Origin of the sequence: Reyranella sp. (genome assembly GCF_965249915.1) — a bacterium.
GTDB lineage: Bacteria > Pseudomonadota > Alphaproteobacteria > Reyranellales > Reyranellaceae > Reyranella.
In genome coordinates this window covers 5756833-5775149 of the sequence record NZ_OZ252257.1, presented here as the reverse complement: position 1 = coordinate 5775149, position 18317 = coordinate 5756833, and the positions used below count along the sequence as shown (strand labels likewise).

Genomic DNA, 18317 nt, shown 5'->3' with positions numbered 1-18317 from the left:
CTTCGCACTCGCGAGAAGAATGCTGCGACGCGAAACAGATAGCACTCGATCAGGGTCTTGCGCGGGCCTTGCCGACCAGGTCCACCAGGACTTTTCGCGCCTCGCCAACGGCTTGCAGCGGCACATCGAATGCGAGGCGGGCGACTTCCCCGCCGCGGCGCAGATCGAGTCCCTCGGGATCGATCCCCGTCATCTTCCAGCCCTCGCCGGCCCGGCCGATCAACTTTGCGGCATAAAGCTGAAGGGCATCCGCGTGGTCGGCATTCATATGGTCGACGATGCTCGCCTCGGCCTCGGCGAGGCCCGGAGCGGACGGCGGAGCCAGTTCCGCTGCATCGATCCAGCGGATCTTGCCGAAGCCACCCACCAGATGGGCCCGTTCCACCGCGACGCGATAGAAGGCGAAGTCCTTGAAGCCCGAATAGAGCGCGGCATCCGGATGGCGCGTCAGGAAGCGCGTCTTCAGCCGTTGATCTGCGGTCCGCACGGCCCGGCCGAGCACCGTCGCCCGCGGGCCCGTGAGCGGCTGGTCGAGCCCGACCGTCCCGTCGAACAGAAGAGAGACGCGACCGTCCGCCTTGATTGCCCTGGTGTGTTCGGCCATATCGCTGAGCAGAAGGATTGGCGACAGGTCGTGATCGACCGCCACCAGCACCAGGGAGGCATAGGGCCAGCCGGCCGGTTCGCCCGGCAGGTTTGTGGCCAGGGAAGCGCGGTCGAGGGCACGCAGCAGGGTGCGCACGGTGCGGGGCATGTCGTCCTGTGTCATTTTTCGGATCAAAAAAGCCGCAATTGTTCGTTGAATATCGTGGACCGGAAGGCGGCGGCGACGGTCCAGACTATGATAGCATGCTACAGAAGCCGTTGTCCGCTGCAGGAGAAGCCAAGCCGTGCGCAAGAACATCGCCCTCGTCGACGACGACCGCAACATCCTCACGTCGGTGTCGATGCTGCTCGAAGCCGAAGGGTTTCAGATCAAGACCTACAATGACGGTGCATCGGCGCTGGAAGGCCTCAACCAGTCGCCGCCCGATCTCGGCATCTTCGACATCAAGATGCCGCGCATGGACGGCATGGAACTCCTGAACCGCATCCGCAAGACGCAGCAATTCCCCGTCATATTCCTCACCTCCAAGGACGAGGAGATCGACGAAGTGCTGGGTCTGCGCATGGGCGCCGACGATTTCATCCGCAAGCCGTTCTCTCAGCGCCTGCTGCTGGAGCGCATCCGCGCCGTGCTGCGACGCGCCGATGTCGGCGGCGCCAAGGGAGAATCCGCCGCCGAGCGCATCGTGCGCGGCGAACTGGTCCTCGACCCGAGCCGCCATCAGTGCACCTGGAAGGGCAAGGAAGTGCACCTCACGGTCACCGAGTTCCTGCTCCTGAAGTCGCTCGCCGAGCGGCCCGGCCACGTGAAGAACCGCGACCAGCTGATGGACGCGGCCTACGGCGAGACGATCTACGTCGACGACCGCACCATCGACAGCCATATCAAGCGCGTCCGCCGCAAGTTCCGCGAGGTCGATGGCGAGTTCGAGCAGATCGAAACGCTGTATGGCATCGGATATCGATACCGCGACTCCTGAGCCCGGCGCGCATCCGCCCGGGCATCAGACGCTAAGCGCCCGGATTGCCGCGGCCCTCGGCCGCCTGTTCCCGCGCTCGGTGCGCAAGGCGGCAGGCGCGTCCGGTGCTACCGACTCGCCTTCGCTCCTGCGGCGCCGCCGCAGCGTGAGCCGCGGCTACTCGCCGCTCACGCGGCGTATCCTGCTGCTCAATCTCATCCCGGTGGCGCTGCTGACCCTGGGCGCCGTCTATCTCAGCGACTACGAGGAGGAGCTGATCGACAGCGAGCTCGCCTCGTTGCTGGTACAGGGAGAGATGGTGGCCGCCGGTATCGGCGAGGTGGCAGTGGTCGGCGGCGAGTCCACGGTCAACCGCATGGACGCCGACGCCGCGCGCCAGCTCCTCACCCGGCTGGTGCGGCCGACTGGCGTACGCGCGCGCCTGTTCAGCGAGACCGGCGAGCTCCTGGCCGATTCGGCGATGCTCAACGATCTGGGACGCATCCACGTCGTGCCGCTACCGCCCCCCGAAGTGCCCGTCGAAGCCGAACCCGAATACAGCATCGGCGAGCGCGTCAGCGACTGGATCGCGCGCCAGATGTCCCGCGTCGACCACTATCCCGAATATGTCGAGAAGCCGGTCCCGACCCTGCGCGATTTTCCCGAGGCGGCCAGCGCGCTGCGCGGCTTCAACGCATCGGCCGTGCGCAGCGCCGGTCAGGGGCGGCTGCTGCTCAGCGCCGCCGTGCCGGTCCAGCGCTACAAGCAGGTGCTGGGGGCCCTCCTCCTGACGCGCGACAATCGCGCCATCGCCGCCTCGCTGCGCGAAGTCCGCTACGACATGCTGACCATCGCCGCAGCGGCGCTCGGCATCACCGTGCTGCTGTCGCTCTACTTGGCCGGCACCATCACCCAGCCGATCGTGCGCCTGGCGCGCGCCGCCGACGAGGTCCGGCTGGCCCGCGAGAGCCGGCCGGAGATTCCCGACCTCGGCAAGCGGGGCGACGAGATCGGCGACCTCAACGATGCGCTGCGCTCGATGACCGAGGCGCTGTGGCTGCGCATCAACACGATCGAGAGTTTCGCGGCCGACGTCTCCCACGAACTCAAGAACCCGCTGACGTCGCTGCGCTCGGCCATCGAGATGGCCGGACATCCCAACCTGGATGCCGAACGCCGCGCCAAGCTGATGGCGATCGTGATGGACGACATCAACCGGCTCAACCGGCTGATCTCCGACATCTCCGATGCGTCGCGGCTCGACGCCGAGCTGATGCGCGGCGAGGTGAAGCAGGTCGACCTCGACAAGCTGCTGCGCGACATGGTCCACCACTACGCCGTGACCGCCAGCCAGAAGTCCGGCGTGGAGGTCGAGTTCCGGGTGGCCACCAATCCGCCGTTCATGGCGCACGGCCACGACGGCCGCTACGGCCAGGTATTCCGCAACGTCATCGACAATGCGCTGTCGTTCGCGCCGTCGGGCTCGCGCATCCTGGTCGAGCTGGGCCGCGAATCGCGGAACGGCCCGTTCGTCGTCACCATCGACGACGAGGGAAAGGGCATTCCCGAGGACAATCTCGAATCGATCTTCCAGCGCTTCTATTCGGAGCGTCCGACCGAGCATTTCGGCCAGCATTCCGGCCTCGGCCTGTCGATCTGCCGTCAGATCGTCGAAACCTATGGCGGCACGATCGCGGCTACCAACCGGCGCGGCCCCGACGGCAAGCTGCTGGGCGCCCGCTTCACGGTGCGGCTGCCCGCGGCCAGCGGCCGCAAGTGACGACCTGAGTGGCGATCCGGGTCACGACTTTCGTCCATGCGACCTGCGTCGCCTTGCGGGCCGGCAGGAGCTGGCGCGGCATCCTGCTGCGCGGGCCGTCGGGCGCCGGCAAATCCGACCTGGCGCTTCGTCTCGTCGAGGCAGGCGGGCGGCTGGTGGCCGACGATCAAACCGCACTGGTCCGACAGGGCCGCAGCCTCGTTGCCACGCCGCCTGCTACGCTTGCGGGCCTGCTGGAAGTGCGCGGCGTCGGCATCGCCAAGCTCGGCCGCGCCCAACTTCTCGCGCGGGCGACGATTGCCCTGCTGGTGGATCTCGTGCCGCCGGAGCGCATCGAACGTCTGCCCGATCCGGCGCGCGAGACGCTGTTCGATGTCGATCTGCCGGTCCTGGCGCTCACACCCTTCGAGGCCTCCGCCCCGACGAAGTTGCGCCTTGCCCTCGCGCGAACCACGGCGGCATGATCCGGCCCGCGCCGCTCATGCCAGACAGCCCCTCCCCTTCCGTTGCCGCCACCACCGACGACACGCGCCGGCCGTTCGTCGTGGTCACCGGCCTGTCCGGTGCCGGCCGGGGAACCGCCCTGAACGTCCTCGACGACCTGGGCTATGTCGCCGTCGACAACGTGCCGCTGCCCCTGCTCGACGATCTCATGCGCTCGACCGGCGGCGAGGCGGGTGCACAAGCCCAGCCCCTTGCCCTCGGCATCGACACCCGCACCTTCGGCTTCGACGCACGGGCGCTGGCCGCCCGCATCCACGAGCTGCGGAACCGTCCCGACCTCGCCGCACGGCTGCTCTTTCTCACGGCCGACACCGAGACGCTGCAGCGGCGCTACACCGAAACGCGCCGGCCCCATCCGCTCGCGCCCGACCGTCCCGTGGTCGACGGCATCAGCGAGGAGCGCCGGCAGATCGGCTGGATGGGCGACGTGGCCGACCTCACCATCGACACCACATCGCTGTCGCCGCACCGCCTGAAGCAGATCCTGACCGGCCACTTCGGGCTCGGCCGCACGGCCGGCACGCGCATTTCCGTGATGTCGTTTTCGTTCCGCCGCGGCCTTCCGCGCGAGGCCGACCTGGTGTTCGACGTCCGGTTCCTCAAGAACCCGCACTACGATCCTGCACTGAGGCCGCTCACGGGCCGCGACCCAGCCGTCGCGGCCTTCATCGCAACCGATCCCGACTACCGCCCGTTCGTGGACAGGTTGCAGGCCCTGATCGGGCCGCTGCTGCCCCGGTTCGATGCGGAGGGCAAGAGCTATCTGACCATCGCCGTCGGCTGCACCGGCGGCAAGCACCGGTCGGTCGCCCTCGCCGAGGAGCTTGCAGACTGGTTGCGAAGCGCCGGCCGCTCCGTCACTCTCTCCCACCGGGACGTCGCGGCGGCCGGGGAGGCCGATGGCGCAGGGTAGAGCGAACGCATGATTGGTATCGTACTCGTGACTCACGGCAATCTGGCGCAGGAATTCAAAGCCGCGCTGGAGCATGTGGTCGGACCGCAGCAATGCATGTCGACCGTTTGCATAGGCGCCGACGACGACATGGAAAAGCGCCGCGGCGAAATTCTGGAGAGGGTCCGGGCCTGTGAAACGGGCGAGGGCGTCATCGTCCTGACCGACATGTTCGGGGGCACGCCCTCCAATCTGGCGATCTCCATCATGGAGCAGGCCCGGGTCGAGGTGCTGGCCGGCGTCAATCTGCCGATGCTGGTGAAGCTCGCCAGCGTCCGCACGCGGCCCATCGCCGAGGCCGTGCGCATGGCGCAGGAAGCCGGCCGCAAGTACATCACCGTCGCCTCGCGCATCCTGGCCAAGGAAGCCTCGTGAGCGACACCGCCGCGAATTCGAGCGCGGAGGCCGGCATCGGCACCCTCAAGCGCAGCCTGGCCATCGCCAACAAGCGTGGTCTGCATGCCCGCGCCGCCGCCAAGTTCGTGCGTACGGCCGGCCAGTTCGACGCGATCGTCCGCGTTTCCTACAAGGGTCAGGAAGTCTCGGGCCTGTCGATCATGGGCCTCATGATGCTGGCCGCCGGCATCGGCAGCTCGATCGATGTTGCCTGTTCGGGCAAGCAGGCCAAGGACGCGATGACGGCGATCTCCGCGCTGGTCGAAGGCAAATTCGGCGAAGATTGATCGATTTGTGGCCGCGCATAAAGGCGCGCGCATACCGACATAAATTCTTGCTTATATGTTGATCCGGCGCGTTGAGGCGGTCCCGGACCGCTGTTATGACACGCCCGCTTTCAACAATTTTCCGCCTGCCGACGCCGGCACACCAAGGAGCGCCACATGGCCGACTACATCGTCAAGGATATCGGGCTCGCCGACTGGGGTCGCAAGGAACTCGACATGGCCGAGACCGAGATGCCGGGCCTGATGTCGATCCGCAAGGAATACGGCCCGAAGAAGCCGCTGAAGGGCGCGCGCATCGCCGGCTCGCTGCACATGACCATCCAGACGGGCGTGCTGATCGAGACGCTGAAGGCGCTGGGCGCCGACGTGCGCTGGGCCTCGTGCAACATCTACTCGACGCAGGACCATGCCGCCGCGGCGATCGCCAAGGCCGGCACGCCGGTCTTCGCCATCAAGGGCGAGAGCCTCGAGGAATACTGGGATTACACCCACAAGATCTTCGAGTGGCATGACGGCGGCGAGCCTAACATGATCCTCGACGACGGCGGCGACGCCACCCTGCTGGTCCATCTCGGCGCCCGCGCGGAGAAGGATCCGTCGCTGGTCGCCAACCCGACCAACGAGGAAGAGGAAGTCCTCTACAAGGCGATCCTCAAGACCAACAAGGAAAAGCCCGGCTGGTACGCCAAGCTCGGCGCGTCGATCCGCGGCGTCACCGAAGAGACGACCACGGGCGTCCATCGCCTCTACAACATGGCGAAGGAAGGCAAGCTCCTGTGGCCGGCCATCAACGTCAACGACTCGGTGACCAAGTCGAAGTTCGACAATCTCTACGGTTGCCGTGAATCGCTGGTCGACGGCATCCGTCGCGGCACCGACGTCATGATGTCGGGCAAGGTCGCGATGGTCGCGGGCTTCGGCGACGTCGGCAAGGGCTCGGCCGCCTCGCTGCGCCAGGCCGGCTGCCGCGTGATGGTGTCCGAAGTCGATCCGATCTGCGCCCTGCAGGCGGCGATGGAAGGCTACGAGGTCGTCACCATGGAAGAAGCGGCTCCCAAGGCCGACATCTTCGTGACCGCCACCGGCAACGTCGACGTGCTGACGCTCGAGCACATGAAGGCGATGAAGCATCGCGCCATCATCTGCAACATCGGGCACTTCGACAGCGAGATCCAGATCGCGTCCCTGCGTAACTTCAAGTGGCACAACGTGAAGCCGCAGGTCGACGAGGTCGAGTTCGCCGACGGCAAGCGCATCATCGTTCTGTCGGAAGGCCGCCTGGTGAACCTGGGCAACGCGACCGGCCATCCGAGCTTCGTGATGTCGGCGTCCTTCTCGAACCAGACGCTGGCCCAGATCGAGCTGTGGACCAATCCTGGCAAGTACGAGAAGCAGGTCTACACGCTGCCGAAGTTCCTCGACGAGAAGGTCGCGGCGCTGCATCTCGAAAAGGTCGGCGCCAAGCTGACCAAGCTCCGCCCCGACCAGGCCAAGTACATCGGCGTGCCCGAGGCCGGCCCGTTCAAGGGCGACCTCTACCGGTACTAATCGCCCCTTAATCGCCCACAGGGCGAGCAAGGGCTAGCGCATGCTAAAAGTCGGCATCGAAAGATGCCGACTTTTTCTTTGCCCCTTCCCGATGAGGCCGCGACCCAGCGGCTGGGCGCAGCTCTGGCCGCCCGCCTGAGGCCGCGCGACGTCGTGGCGCTGGAGGGCAGCCTCGGCGCCGGCAAGACGACGCTGGCGCGCGCCCTCCTGCGCGCCGCTGCCGGCGATCCGGCGCTGATCGTCCCCAGCCCCACCTTCACGCTCGTCGAAGTCTACGAAACCGCCCGCGGCAGTTTCTGGCATTTCGACCTCTATCGCCTGGAGGAGCCCGAACAGGTCTTCGAACTGGGCTGGGAAGAAGCGCGCATCGACGGCGTGGTCCTGGTCGAATGGGCCGAGCGGCTGGGTCCGCTGCTGCCGCGCGAGCGACTCACCGTCAGCCTGTCGGTCGAGGGTGACGGCCGCCGCGCAATTCTGGAAGGAGACTCCCGCTTTGGCGAAATCTGAACGCGACCGGCTGCGCGCCGAGTTCGTGAACCGTGCCGGCTGGGGCGATGCCGGCGAACGGCTGCTGGCTGGCGATGCCTCGTTCCGCAAGTATTTCCGGCTGAGCCGCCCGCGCGGTTCGGCGGTCGTCATGGATGCCCCGCCCCCGCAGGAGGATGTGCGGCCGTTCGTGCAGATCGGCAAACACCTGATCGCACTCGGCCTCAGCGCACCGGAGATCCTCGCCGAGGATGCCGGGCACGGCTTCCTGCTGCTCGAGGATTTCGGCGACGACACTTACGCGCGCGTACTGGCGGCGGGTGGCGACGAGGGCGAGCTCTACACCCGGGCGACCGACGTGCTGGTCGAAATCTATCGCGCCGGCGAGCGCAGCCTGCTGCCCGGCCTCGGCGCCTATGCCGGCGACGCGCTGATCGAGGCCGCGATGCTGCTGCCGGAATGGTATCTGCCGGAAGCGACCGGCAAGCCGACGCCGTCCGAGGAGACCGCGCGCTACGTCGCGGCCTGGCGCGAATGCCTCGCGGCCCTGCCGGCAACGGCTGAGACGCTTCTGCTGCGCGACTACCACAAGGACAATCTCCTGTGGCTGCCGGCGCGTGCGGGCGTGAAGGCCTGCGGCCTGCTCGACTTCCAGGATGCCCAGCGCGGCCATCCTTCCTACGACCTCGTGTCGCTGATCGAGGATGCGCGCCGCGACGTGGCGCCCGCCGTTCATGCCGCCTGCCTCGACCGCTATGTCGCCGAGGCGGGAATCGCCGACGCCGCGGGGTTCCGCACCGGCTTCGCGCTGATGGCCGCGCAACGCCACGCCCGCATCATCGGGCTGTTCGTTCGCCTGCTGCGGCGTGACGGCAAGCCCGACTATCTGCGCCACCTGCCGCGCGTCTGGCGGATGTTCGAGCGCGCCCTGGAGCATGAGGCGCTGTCGCCGCTGCGCGACTGGGTCGATCGCACCCTGCCGGCGGACCTGCGCCGCATCGGAGCCGCCGCATGATCCGCAGCGCGATGATCCTGGCGGCGGGCCGCGGCGAGCGCATGCGGCCCCTCACCGATTCGACACCCAAGCCGCTGATCCCCGTCGCCGGTCGTTCGATGCTCGAACGATCCCTGGATCGCCTGCAACGCACCGGCGTCCAGAACATCGTCGTGAACGTTCATCACCTGGGCAGCCAGATCGCCGACCGGCTGGGCAGCCGCGTGCGCATCATCCGCGAGGATCATCTTCTGGAAACCGGCGGCAGCGTCCGCAACGCACTCCCCCTGCTGGGCAACGCGCCCTTCTTCGTGTTGAACGGCGACGGGCTGTGGCGCGAAGGACCGGAATCGATGATGGGACGTCTCGCCGCCGCCTGGAATCCCGACCGCATGGACGCGCTGCTGCTGCTGCATCCGCGCGCCACCGCCTTCGGCTGCGAGGAGAAGGATCGCGGCGACTACTATCTCGAGCCCGATGGCCGCGTCCGCCATCGCGGCACGGCCGAGACGGCGCCCTACATGTTCGCCAGCGTATCCGTCTGCGATTCGCGTCTGTTCAACGGCTCGCCCGAAGGCCCCTTCTCGCTCCTGAAGTTGTGGAACCGTGCCGAGCAGTCCGGTCGGCTGCATGGCCTCGTGCACGACGGCGACTGGTTCCACATCGGCACGCCCTCGGCGCTTGCCGAGGCGGAACGCGTGCTGGGGTGAAGGGCCTCTTCACCATCGGCACGGAACGCCGATTCGCCGACGAGCTGGCGCGGGTGGTGCTGGCCGAGCATGGCGGCGATCCGCTGGCCCTGGCCGACGTGCTGATCCTCGTTCCGACGCGACGCTCCGTGCGCGCGTTGCGAGAAGCCTTCCTGCGCGCCGCCGACGGCACGCCGACGATCCTGCCGCGTATGGCGCCGCTCGGCGATGTCGACGACGGCGAATGGGAGATCGCCTCGGGCGATGGCGATGCGCTCACCCTGCCGCCCGCCATCGACTCGGTCGAGCGCGAGGCGCTTCTGGCGCAGCTCGTGGCCGCGTTCACCGACGACCAGGGCCATCCCATTGCGCAGTCCGCCGCACAGGCGCTGAAGCTCGCGCGCGAACTCGGCCGCCTGCTCGACGAACTCGCCATCGAAGGCGTCTCGTTCGGGCAGCTCGAAGGCCTGGTCGAGGGCAACTTCGCCACCCATTGGCAGCGCACGCTGAGGTTCCTCGCCATCGTCGGAGAAGCCTGGCCACAGCTCCTCGCCGAGCGTGGACAGATCGACACCATCGAGCGGCGCACGCGGGCGATCCGCAACCAGGCCGCCCGCTGGCGCGCCAACCCTCCGGCGACGCCGGTGATCGCGGCAGGATCGACCGGCTCGCAACCCGCGACGCGCGACCTGCTCGCCGCCATCGCCGACCTGCCCCTCGGCGCGCTGGTCCTGCCGGGCCTCGACCGCGACATGGACGAGGCCAGCTGGAACGCCCTCGATCCGTCGCATCCGCAATACGGGCTGCGCGAACTGCTGGCGGCACTCGGACATACGCGCGCCGAGGTGCAGGAGTGGCCCGGCGCCGCTGGCGGCTCGGCACGTCACCTTCTGCTCACCGAACTGATGCGGCCGGCGGAGACCAGCGAATCCTGGGTGAAACCGGAGGCCGCCTCGCTGGAGCATGTGACCCGCGCCGATTGCGCGACGCCGCACCAGGAGGCGCTGGTCGTCGCGCTGGCCCTGCGCAGCGTCCTCGAAATCCCGACCCGCACCGCCGCGCTGGTGACGCCCGATCGCGAACTGGCGCGGAGGGTCACGGCCGAGTTGAAGCGCTGGCAGATCGACATCGACGATTCCGCCGGAACGCCGCTCGCCGACACGCCGCCGGCCGGTCTCCTGCATGCGCTGATCGCGGCGGTCGATGCAGGCTTTGCGCCGGTGGAGCTGCTGGCGCTGCTCAAGCACCCACTCTGCACCCTGGGTCTCGATCGCGCCGCGGTGCTCGATGCGACCCGGCGGCTCGACCGCAAGTGCCTGCGCGGCCTGAAGCCGACGCCGGGACTGGCGGCGATCCATGCTCGCGTCGACGAAGCGAAATTCGGCGATCCCTCGGACCGCGCGGCCGTGAGGACGCTGCTCGACCGGCTCGACCAGGCGGCCGGGCCACTCGTCGAGTTGCTGCACGGCAACGCCGAACCCGATGCCCTGCTTGCCGCCACGATCGCTGCCGCAGAGGAGATCGCGTCGGCCGAAACGCTGTGGTCGGGTGAAGCCGGCAGCGCGCTGGCCGACCTGCTGGGCCGGCTGCGCACCGCCTGGGCGAACCGGCCGGCGATCGCGCCGGGCGAGTGGCCCGGTCTGTTCGCGGCGATGCTGGAGCCGGAAACGATCCGCCCGGCCTTCGGACGCCACCCGCGCCTGTCGATCTGGGGACCGCTCGAGGCCCGCCTGCAGCGCGCCGACCTTCTGGTGCTGGGCGGCCTCAACGAAGGCACATGGCCGCCCTCGGTCGAGACCGGCCCGTGGATCAATCGCCCGATGCGCGAGACGTTGGGGCTGCAACAGCCCGAGCGCCGGATCGGCCTGTCGGCGCACGATTTCGTGGCGGCGCTCGGTGCCGAGCGGGTGCTGCTGACGCGCGCGGAACGCGAGGGCGGCGCGCCCACCGTGCCGTCGCGCTGGCTGGCACGTCTCGATGCGCTGTTCGGCTACGAGCCCGGAGGCAACGCACCGGTGCCGGAATACATCCAGCGCGGCCGCTACAGTTTCGTCGCCTGGGCCGAGGCGATCGACCGGCCCGACACCTACGCGCCGTGGCTGCGGCCCGAGCCGCGGCCGCCGCTCGAAGCGCGGCCCACACGATTGTCCGTCTCCAGCGTCGAGCAGTGGCGGCGCGATCCCTATGGTCTTTATGCCCGCCGCATCCTGGGACTGGAGGCCCTCGATCCGCTGGAAGCCGAGCTGGGCGCCGCCGATCGCGGCAATGCCCTGCACAATGCACTCGATGAATTTCTGCGGGCGCATCCCTCGGGCGTGCTGCCGCCCGATGCCGTGCACGAGTTCGAACGGCTGGGCGAAAAGCATCTCGCCGATCTTCTGACCGCCCCCGCCGAGCGTGCCTTCTGGTGGCCGCGCTTCCAGCGCCTCGCCCGCTGGTTCGTCGCCCAGGAGAATGCGCGGCGCGCCAGCGGCACGAAGCTTCTGGCCAGCGAGAGCAAAGCCGCGATGACCGTCGGGCCGGCCGCGCATCCGCTGCGCATCGAAGCGCGCGCCGACCGGGTCGACGAGCTGGAACGCGGCGCCTGGGAGATCATCGACTACAAGACCGGCCGGGTGCCGACCAAGGACGAGCTCGAAGCGCTGTTCGCGCCGCAGCTGCTGCTCGAGGCGGCGATGGCCGAGCGCGGCGGCTTCGAGAAGATCGACGGCAAGGCCAGGACGGTTCGCCTCTCCTACTGGCAGGCCAACGGTCTGGGCGACGGCGGCAAGGTGAGCGAGATCAAGGGCAGCGACGAGCTGGTGGCCGAGATGATGGCGCTGGTCGAGAAGATGGCCGACCACTTCTCGAACCCGAACACGCCCTATCGCGCGCTCCCCTGGCCGGCCTACGGGCCGCACTTCAACGACTACGCCCATCTCGAGCGCGTCGCCGAATGGTCGACCGCGGGCGGCGGTGACGAATGAGCGACATTCTCGACGCTCTTGCCCTCGCGACCGATGCGCAGCGGCGCGCCACGACCCCCGATCATTCGGCCTGGGTCGAGGCCAATGCCGGCACCGGCAAGACGAAGGTCCTCACGGATCGCGTGACACGGTTGCTGCTGAACGAGGTGAAGCCCGAGCGCATCCTCTGCCTCACCTTCACCAAGGCGGCGGCCGCCGAGATGCGCAATCGCCTGGCCCACCAGCTCGGCCGCTGGGCCCTGACCGACGAAGCGGCACTCGATAGCGGCATCGCCAAGCTCATCGACACGGCGCCGACCCCGGCGCAGCGGGTCGTGGCGCGTCGCCTGTTCGCCCGCGTCCTCGATGCGCCGGGCGGCATCAACATCCTCACCATCCACGCTTTCTGCCAGGCGTTGCTGAAGCGCTTTCCGCTCGAAGCCGGCGTCGCGCCGGGCTTCGAGATTCTCGACGAGGCCGAGGCGCAGACCATCCTGCGCCGCGTGCAGGACGAGCAGTTGGAGGCGCTGGCCCGCAGCGATGCGCCGCCCGCGCTCGCGGCCGCCCTGGCGTCGGTCGCCGGCAAGGTATCGATCGCCGAATACGCCGAACTGATGACTCGGCTGCTGAGCGAACGGGCGTGGCTGCTGGCCCGCATCGGCGACGAGGCCGGCCTGCAACGGGTTCGCGCGCGCCTGGCCAGGGAGATGGGCTGCGGTGTCGACGATACGGCCGACAGCCTGACAGCCGATGCCTGCCTCGAAGCCGCGTTCGACTCGGCAGCGCTTCGCGAGGCCGCCCGCGCGCTCGCCAAGGGCGGCAAGCAGGACAAGGCACGCGCCGCCACGATTGCGGAGTGGCTGGCTTCGACGGACCGGCCCTCCCTGCTGACCGGCTATGCCGGAGCCTTCTTCACGGCCAAAGGCGAGATCCTGGCACGGCTCGCGACCAAGGCCGCGATCGCGGAGATGCCCACCATCGAGGACGTGCTTCTGCGCGAAGCCAGGCGGCTCGCGGAAATCCTCGACCGCATCAACGGCGCCGCCCTGGTCGAGCGCACCCTCGCGCTGCTGCGGCTGGGCCTCGACATCGCCGACCGCTACACGCGCGCCAAGCGCCGCCGCGCGGTGCTCGACTACGATGACCTGATCGTGGCGACGCGCCGCCTGCTGGAGACCGCCGAAAGCGCCGCCTGGGTGCTCTTCAAGCTCGATGGCGGCATCGACCATGTGCTGGTCGACGAGGCCCAGGACACCAATCCCGACCAGTGGGAAGTGATCCGCCGGCTCACCGAGGAATTCTTCGTCGGCGAAGGTGCGGTCGGGCGCAGCCGAACGATCTTCGCCGTGGGCGACACCAAGCAGTCGATCTTCGGTTTCCAGCGCGCCGATCCGCGCAAGCTCAAGGAAATGCGTGAGTGGTTCGACGAGCGCAGCCGCGTCGCCGACCGGATCTTCGTGCCGGTCGAACTCAACGTCTCCTTTCGATCGACGCCGGCCGTACTCGACGCCGTCGACTGGGTGTTCGGCGAGATCGAGGCCGCGAAGGGCGTCGCCGAGCCGGGTGACGTGATCCATCTGCCGAGCCGCAAGAACGAGCCGGGCCGTGTCGAGCTGTGGCCGCTGGTCGTCGGCAGCGACGACAAGGTCGATACAAGCGATATCGATGGCGCCGGAAGCAGCGGCGGACTGGCACTGCCGCACCAGCGACTGGCCCAGTTGATCGCCGTGCACGCCAAGGAGCTGATCGGCAGGGAGCGCCGCGCACGCGACGGCGAGAAGCTGCATGCCGGCCACTTCATGGTGCTGGTGCGGCGTCGCAACGAGTTCGTGAATGCACTCGTGCGGGCGCTGAAGCGCGAGGGCGTCGAGGTCGCGGGCGTCGACCGGCTGAACCTCGGCCAGGAACTCGCGATCCAGGACCTGCTGGCGATGGCGCGCTTCGTCCTGTTGCCGCAGGACGATCTCAATCTCGCGGCGCTGCTGAAGTCGCCGCTGGTCGGGCTCGACGAGGACCAGCTGTTCAGCCTGGCCTGGAAGCGCCCCGGCCATCTGTGGCGCGCGTTGCGCGAGCGCGCGGCCGAGACGCCGTTTGCCGCGGCTTACGCGACCCTGGCCGACTGGCTGAAGCGCGCCGACTACGACACGCCGTTCGACTTCTTCGCCCGCGCACTTGGCCCGCAGGGCGGCCGTCGGCGGCTGCTGGAACGGCTGGGCCGCGAGGCCTCCGATCCGATCGACGAGCTGCTGGCGCGCGCCCTCCAATACCAGGGGATAGAGGGCGGCTCGCTGCAGGGCTTCCTGCGCTGGTTCGAGACCGGCGGCGGCGAGATCAAGCGCGACCTCGACCAGAACCGGCGGCGCGAGCTGCGCATCCTGACCGTGCATGCCTCGAAGGGTCTGCAGGCACCGATCGTCTACCTGCCCGACACGACGCGCGTACCGCGCGATTCGGACCGGTTGCTGGCCGGTGCCGAAGGCGAGGCGCGCCTCTGGCTGCCACGGACCGACGATGCCAACGAGGCCGCCCGAACCTGGCGGAGCGAGGCCCGCGAGCGCGCCCTGGAAGAGCAGAACCGCCTCCTCTACGTCGCCATGACGCGGGCCGAAGACCGGCTCTATGTCGGCGGCTGGGTCGGCTCGAAGAAGCCCGATCGCGGCTGCTGGTACGAACGCATCGAGACGGGCCTGCGGGCCAGCAGCGAAGCCGGTGGGCCCGGCGACGCGTTGCAAACGCGTACCCGCGCCGTCGCACGGCCGTTCGATTTCACCGCCGCGCTCGGACCCGATGGCTGGTCGGGCGATGGCTACGAGCTCGTGAACGAAGGCCATATCGTCGAGGCCGAGCAACCCGAGCTGCCGATTGCCGACGAGGCGCCGCTGCCCGACTGGTGGACGGCGCCCGCGCCCGGCGAGCCCGATCCGCCGACGCCGCTCGCCCCGTCGCAGCCCCTTCCCGACGAGGCCACCAGTGGACCGCGCGCCTACAGCCCGCTGATCGCCGACGATCCCAGGCGTTGGCAGCGCGGTCTGCTGCTGCATGACCTTCTGCGGCACCTGCCCGGCCTGCCGCCGGCGGATCGCGCCGACGCCGCCCGCCGGTTCCTCGCGCAGCCGGCGCACGGGCTTTCATCCGAGGACATCGAGCAGTGGGCCGGCGAAGCGCTCGCCGTCACCGAAGCCCCAGCGCACGCCGCCCTGTTCGCTCCGGGATCGCGGGCCGAGGTACCGTTGATCGGCACCCTGCAGACGCCGCGCGGCACCTTCACGGTCAGCGGCCAGGTCGACCGGCTGGCGGTATCGGAAGCGGAAGTCCTGATCGTCGACTACAAGACCAACCGCCCGCCGCCGGACTCGGCAGAGGGCGTGGCGCTGGTCTATCGCCGCCAGCTCGCGCTGTATCGCGCCCTGCTTCAGCGCATCTATCCCGGCCGGAGGGTGCGAGCCTTCCTGCTCTGGACGGCGGCCCCCCGGCTCATGGAGATCGCCGAAGAAACCCTAGATAAATCAATGCCTTATGCCACCGCATCTTGACTCGGGGGGCGTGCGTTCCTAGCTTCTAGACCAAGGGCGGCGCCGGTCCCATCGACCGGCCTGTTGTGTTTTTGGGAGAACCCGCGATGACCGTTAAAGCAACCGATGCTTCCTTCGAAGAGGAAGTGCTGAAGTCCGACACGCCCGTCCTCGTCGACTTCTGGGCCGAGTGGTGCGGCCCCTGCCGCATGATCGGCCCGTCGCTCGAAGACATCTCCAAGGAGATGGACGGCAAGCTCAAGGTCGTGAAGATCAACATCGACGAGAACCCGATGGCGCCGACGCGCTATGGTGTGCGGTCGATCCCGACCCTGCTGCTGTTCAAGAACGGTCAGGTCGCCGCCACCAAGATCGGCGCCGAGCCGAAGCAGAAGCTGGTGAGCTGGATCAACACCGTCGTTTGATTCGATGCGGGCTCAGCCGTTGCGGACGAGGACCTCGCCCGCAAGGTAGAGCGAGCCGCAGATGAGAATGCGCATCGGCGCGGGCTGGGTGGCCAACAGGTCTTCCAGTGCCGCGCCGATGTCGTTTGCGGGCGCACACTCGAGACCGACATCGGCCGCCCGCGCGCAGGCTTCCTGCGGCGTATAGGCGGCATGGCCTTCGGGGAACGGTACTGCGCGGGCCGCGCTCGCGTGGCGCGCCAGCGGCCGCAGGAAGCCCGACGCGTCCTTGGTCGTCTGCATGGCGAAGACGAGATAGAGCGGCAGCGGCGCGGGCTCCTTGGCCCACTCCGCCGCCATGCGGCCGAGCACGATGCCGCAATCCTCGTTGTGTCCGCCATCGAGCCAGAGCTCGCATCCGGGCGGCAGCGAGTTCGGCAGGGGCCCCTTCGTGAGACGCTGCAGCCGTGCCGGCCACTCGACGGAGCCCAGACCTTTGCGGATCGCGGTATCGTCGAAGTCGAAGCGCGCCGCCCGCAGGCGCTCGATGCAGGCGACGGCGGTCGCGGCGTTGTCGATCTGGTGGGAGCCCGCCAGCGCCGGATTGGGCAGATCGAGCGTCAGAAGATCGCTTTCGTAGCGAAAGCCCGAGTCCTTCGGCATCACCTGCCATTCGCGGCCCATCCGGAACAACGGCGCCGCGAGCTTGGCCGCCTCGGTCTCGATCACCTGAGCGCTGACATCGCGCTGACGACCGATCACGCCCGGGGTCGCGCGTTTGAGGATGCCCGCCTTCTCCCAGGCGATACCTTCGAGCTTGTCGCCCATGAAGCCGGTATGGTCATAGCCGACCGGCGTGATTGCCGACAGAATCGGCTCGATCACATTGGTGCTGTCGTATCGTCCGCCCATTCCAACCTCGATGATGCCGAGGTCCGCCGGGACACGCGAGAAGGCCAGGAAGGCGAGAGCGGTGGTGATGTCGAAGAAGGAGATCGGTGTGTCGCCGTTGGCCTCCTCGCATTCGGTCAGCATCTCGTCGAGTTCGTGATCGTCGATCAGCCGGCCGGCAATGCGGATGCGCTCGTTGAAGTGCACGAGATGCGGCGAAGTATAGACATGGACGCGATAGCCGGCAGCTTCGGCGATGGCACGCAGATAGGCTACCAGCGAGCCCTTGCCGTTGGTGCCGGCGACATGGATCAGCGGCGGCAGCTTCTTTTCCGGCGATCCCAGCCGCACGAGCAGACGCTCGATGCGCTCGAGCCCGAGGGTGATGACCCTCGGATGATGGCTCATCAGGCGTTGAACGATCGGGTCGTTCGCGGTCACGTCAGCGACCGGGCTCCGCGAGGGCGCGGCTCTCGACGATCAGCGGATCCATGAACAGCGAGACCATGCGGATCAGGGTCTCGCGCAGCTTGTGGCGATGCACGACGGCATCGACCATGCCGTGCTCCAGCAGATACTCCGAGCGCTGGAACCCTTCGGGCAGCTCCTGGCGGATCGTGTCCTGGATCACGCGCGGGCCGGCGAAGCCGATGATGGCGTCGGGCTCGGCGATGTGGACGTCGCCCAGCATGGCGAACGAGGCCGAGACGCCGCCGGTCGTCGGATCGGTCAATACCACGATATAGGGCAGCCCCGCCTGCTTGACCTTGCGCACTGCGATCGTCGTGCGGGTGAGCTGCATCAGCGAGAGGATGCCCTCCTGCATGCGCGCGCCGCCCGAGGCCGAGAAGACGATCAGCGGCGCTCCGCGTGCGACGGCGAGATCGGCGGCCATGACCAGCCCCTCGCCCACCGCGGTGCCCATCGAGCCGCCCATGAAGCCGAAGTCGAGCAGCGCCACCACGGAGAGACGGCTGCCCATCAGGCCGCTCGCCACGACCAGCGCGTCGGTCGTGCCCTCGGCCTTGGCCTGGGCCTCCTTCAGGCGCGCGTCATAGCGCTTGGTGTCGCGAAACTTGAGCGGATCGGCATTCACCCGCGGCAGCGGATGAAGCTCGTACTTGCCCTCGTCGAAGAGGAACGGCAGCCGCTTCATCGGACGCAGCCGCATGTGATGGCCGCAATGACTGCAGACCTCCTGGTTGGCCTCCCAGTCGCGCGTGAACAGCATCTGTTCGCACTTGGGGCACTTCACCCAGAGATTGTCCGGCACTTCCTTGCGGGCGACCAGCGCGCGCAACTTGGGGCGGACGAAATTGGTCAGCCAGTTCATGGGCGCGGTATCGCACGAATGAGGGGATGGG

At 68.3% G+C, this 18317-nt stretch carries 16 protein-coding genes; 13 read left to right on the top strand and 3 right to left on the bottom strand.

The genetic code is table 11. From position 1 onward, the window contains the following. Positions 1–49: 49 nt before the first annotated feature. A complete protein-coding gene (locus ACP15H_RS28390) occupies positions 50–754 on the bottom strand; it encodes a HugZ family protein (protein ID WP_425069978.1) in 705 nt (234 codons plus the stop codon). 136 nt (positions 755–890) lie between these two features. Here ACP15H_RS28390 and ACP15H_RS28385 point away from each other — a divergent pair, with 136 nt between their 5' ends. The 13 genes from ACP15H_RS28385 to trxA all read left to right on the top strand — a co-directional run bounded on the left by ACP15H_RS28385 (position 891) and on the right by trxA (position 16083). Next, positions 891–1586 carry a response regulator transcription factor gene (locus tag ACP15H_RS28385; RefSeq protein WP_295132478.1) on the top strand — a complete coding sequence of 232 codons (696 nt, stop codon included), beginning with the start codon at positions 891–893 and terminating at the stop codon, positions 1584–1586. Then, positions 1555–3345, top strand: coding sequence for a stimulus-sensing domain-containing protein (locus ACP15H_RS28380; protein ID WP_425069470.1), 1791 nt, complete (start codon positions 1555–1557; stop codon positions 3343–3345). Before ACP15H_RS28385 ends, ACP15H_RS28380 begins: the two co-directional genes overlap by 32 nt. Positions 3346–3353: 8 nt before the next feature. Continuing rightward, entirely contained in the window at positions 3354–3809 is a 456-nt protein-coding gene (locus ACP15H_RS28375) for an HPr kinase/phosphorylase (RefSeq protein WP_425069469.1), read from the top strand. Positions 3810–3826: 17 nt separating this feature from the next. After that, complete coding sequence (gene rapZ / locus ACP15H_RS28370; RefSeq protein ID WP_425069468.1) at positions 3827–4762, top strand: RNase adapter RapZ; 936 nt, start codon at positions 3827–3829, stop codon at positions 4760–4762. A 9-nt stretch (positions 4763–4771) separates the two neighbouring features. Beyond that, positions 4772–5176 (top strand): PTS sugar transporter subunit IIA, encoded by a 405-nt coding sequence (locus tag ACP15H_RS28365; protein WP_295132495.1) that lies wholly within the window; start codon positions 4772–4774, stop codon positions 5174–5176. After that, positions 5173–5484: an HPr family phosphocarrier protein gene (locus tag ACP15H_RS28360; RefSeq protein ID WP_425069467.1), complete on the top strand. Its 312-nt coding sequence runs from the start codon at positions 5173–5175 to the stop codon at positions 5482–5484. The genes ACP15H_RS28365 and ACP15H_RS28360 overlap by 4 nt, the downstream gene beginning before the upstream one ends. A gap of 156 nt (positions 5485–5640) precedes the next feature. After that, complete coding sequence (ahcY, locus tag ACP15H_RS28355) at positions 5641–7032, top strand: adenosylhomocysteinase (protein ID WP_425069466.1); 1392 nt, start codon at positions 5641–5643, stop codon at positions 7030–7032. A 63-nt stretch (positions 7033–7095) separates the two neighbouring features. Then, the gene (gene tsaE, locus ACP15H_RS28350; RefSeq protein WP_425069465.1) at positions 7096–7539 is read left to right on the top strand and encodes a tRNA (adenosine(37)-N6)-threonylcarbamoyltransferase complex ATPase subunit type 1 TsaE; all 444 of its coding nucleotides are present in this window, start codon (positions 7096–7098) and stop codon (positions 7537–7539) included. Next, entirely contained in the window at positions 7526–8533 is a 1008-nt protein-coding gene (locus ACP15H_RS28345) for an aminoglycoside phosphotransferase family protein (RefSeq protein ID WP_425069464.1), read from the top strand. The genes tsaE and ACP15H_RS28345 overlap by 14 nt, the downstream gene beginning before the upstream one ends. After that, complete coding sequence (locus ACP15H_RS28340; RefSeq protein ID WP_425069463.1) at positions 8530–9222, top strand: nucleotidyltransferase family protein; 693 nt, start codon at positions 8530–8532, stop codon at positions 9220–9222. Before ACP15H_RS28345 ends, ACP15H_RS28340 begins: the two co-directional genes overlap by 4 nt. After that, positions 9219–12167: a double-strand break repair protein AddB gene (gene addB, locus ACP15H_RS28335; RefSeq protein WP_425069462.1), complete on the top strand. Its 2949-nt coding sequence runs from the start codon at positions 9219–9221 to the stop codon at positions 12165–12167. Before ACP15H_RS28340 ends, addB begins: the two co-directional genes overlap by 4 nt. Further along, entirely contained in the window at positions 12164–15679 is a 3516-nt protein-coding gene (gene addA, locus ACP15H_RS28330; protein WP_425069461.1) for a double-strand break repair helicase AddA, read from the top strand. The genes addB and addA overlap by 4 nt, the downstream gene beginning before the upstream one ends. An 86-nt stretch (positions 15680–15765) precedes the next feature. After that, complete coding sequence (gene trxA / locus ACP15H_RS28325; RefSeq protein WP_295132524.1) at positions 15766–16083, top strand: thioredoxin; 318 nt, start codon at positions 15766–15768, stop codon at positions 16081–16083. A gap of 12 nt (positions 16084–16095) precedes the next feature. Here trxA and ACP15H_RS28320 read toward each other — a convergent pair whose 3' ends face one another. Together ACP15H_RS28320 and accD are read right to left on the bottom strand one after the other, a co-directional pair. Then, positions 16096–17394, bottom strand: a complete 1299-nt coding sequence (locus tag ACP15H_RS28320; protein WP_425069460.1) for a bifunctional folylpolyglutamate synthase/dihydrofolate synthase — start codon at positions 17392–17394, stop codon at positions 16096–16098. Between the two features lies 1 nt (position 17395). Then, on the bottom strand, positions 17396–18286 hold the full coding sequence (gene accD / locus ACP15H_RS28315; RefSeq protein ID WP_425069459.1) for an acetyl-CoA carboxylase, carboxyltransferase subunit beta: 891 nt from the start codon (positions 18284–18286) through the stop codon (positions 17396–17398). Between the last annotated feature and the right edge of the window lie 31 nt (positions 18287–18317).